Genomic DNA, 1,989 nt, shown 5'->3' with positions numbered 1-1,989 from the left:
AACTTTCGTAAGTGAATAACTACATCGCAATTTCCTGCTACAATGTTGTAGTATTTTTTCTTAAGCGAGGGTTTGAGTGTAGGAGCTACTGAACTCCCCATTTCAGATTCTTCTAGCTCACGACTGATAAAAATGATATCCATCGGTAAAGCTTTAAGATCTACAACAAATTGTTGTAATGCACTATTAAACATTGCATATCCACGGCCATAACCTAAATCAGCAAGTGAGGTTACTCCAGCTTCTAAGCAGATAGCTTGCTCCATCATGACGCAGATATCATCAATTACATCTACAACCAGTGTTTTATAAGTATGGTCAGTAGTTTCTAATTCAGTAATGATATCTGTTAACTGTTCAATAGCAGATTGTTTGAGTGGTTTATTAGAATTACCACTTCTGATATTTCTAATTTGAATTGAAGGGGCCGATTGCTGAAGTGCATTCCCATCAGTATTCAAGATAAGAGGGTGTGGAAAGTGGCTTGCAAAAAACGACTTTCCAGCTAGTGGCGCCCCGTAAATAAAGAAGTTATGTGGTTCACTTTTTGGTTGAATAACTTCATCTTTAGGTAGAATACCCAAATTAATGTCCTCGCTTTCTATTTTTCAACTGATAAAAAATCCAACCTGGACGATAGCCATGTAAATCTGCATAAGCTTTAAGTTCTTTATATGTATGAAGTTCTGAAAGCTGTTTACCAGCTATTGCAAGTTTTGTGTTATCAGAAATAATTTTTTCGACCAAATTCTTTCTATCCTGAATGACTTCTTGAAGTTGGTCGTTCGTTACCTCAGGTGCTTTTCTCACTTTAATTGGATTTCCGCACCCAGGGCAGGTTCCATTTTTTATATCACTCCTCTCAAAGACTCTAAAACAGAAATCACACTGTACAATTGATAAAGAATCATTTTGTTGTTTCTTTTTAGTTTTCTTATCTTTAGTAACAATAGCTGTACGCCAATCCCTTTCGCTGTTAGGTAAACCAAAGCGTTCATAATTACCAACATGGTCTATGATGATTGCTGTTTTACCTTTTCTAGGATTTAAGCATCGCATCGAAAACTGTAAGTATAGTGCCAGACTTGCTGTAGGTCGTGTCATAATTACACAATCAACATCTGGTAAGTCCACACCTTCAGTGAAAAGATTTACGTTAACCAAAATAGTAATTTCTTTATTTCTAAAATCGTTAACGATTGATTCTCTAGTAGCAGTATCAGTATTTCCATCTAATTCTTCAGCTGTAATACCTGCTGAATTAAATTGCTTAGCAATTCTTTTAGCTGATTCAACTGAATAGGTGAATACTACAGCCTGTTTACCTTTAGCAATTCTTAGGTAGTTGTCTAAAACATGACCATAGATTTTTGTTGAAACAGCTTCTTCCATAGAAGCATTAGTAAAATCACCAGTTGATGTTTTTTTAAGTTTTTTCGTATCAACATCTTTTCTAGCGAAGTACTTAAAATTAGCTAAATATCCTTGAGATATAAGATTTTTAATGGATTCTCCTACAATAATGTCATCTGCAACTTGATCTAACTGTTTTTTACCCGTTCTAATCGGCGTTGCAGTAAATAAAAGAACAAAAGCATTAGGAAAGGCATTAAGAATAGTTTGATATGTTTTAGCTGCAGCATGATGTGCTTCATCTATAAGAATTAGTTGAGGTTCAGGCAATCGATTAACTTTTCGATATAACGTTTGAACCATCCCCATGGTGGCCAACTCCATATCCACTTCTTGTTGCTTGAAAGTGTTTATTGCTTGTTCTAAGACTTCTTTTCGATGGATTAGGAATAATAGCCTATTACCTTTTAAAGTCGTTCTACGGGCTATTTCTGCCATAATTACAGTCTTCCCAGTTCGTGGTGGTTGCTGTACTATAATCTTTTTGTGACCGCTTTTTATTGAGTCATAAATTTTATTAATAGTTTTTAATTGATAATCTCGAAGTTTAAACACGCGAATTTCTTCCAAAGTATT

Annotated in this window: 2 protein-coding genes; both read right to left on the bottom strand. The window is 34.8% G+C overall.

The genetic code is table 11. The features are described 5' to 3' along the window. Window positions 1–584 (bottom strand): ATP-binding protein (locus ACNDLV_RS08070; RefSeq protein WP_498883091.1); only part of this gene is annotated, 584 nt, incomplete at its 3' end. A gap of 1 nt (window position 585) precedes the next feature. Further along, window positions 586–1,989 (bottom strand): DEAD/DEAH box helicase (locus tag ACNDLV_RS08065; protein WP_498883090.1); only part of this gene is annotated, 1,404 nt, incomplete at its 5' end.

The organism is Lactobacillus fornicalis (assembly GCF_055362665.1).
Note: the sequence above shows the minus strand (reverse complement) of the source record. Positions and strands in the feature narration are given on the sequence as shown.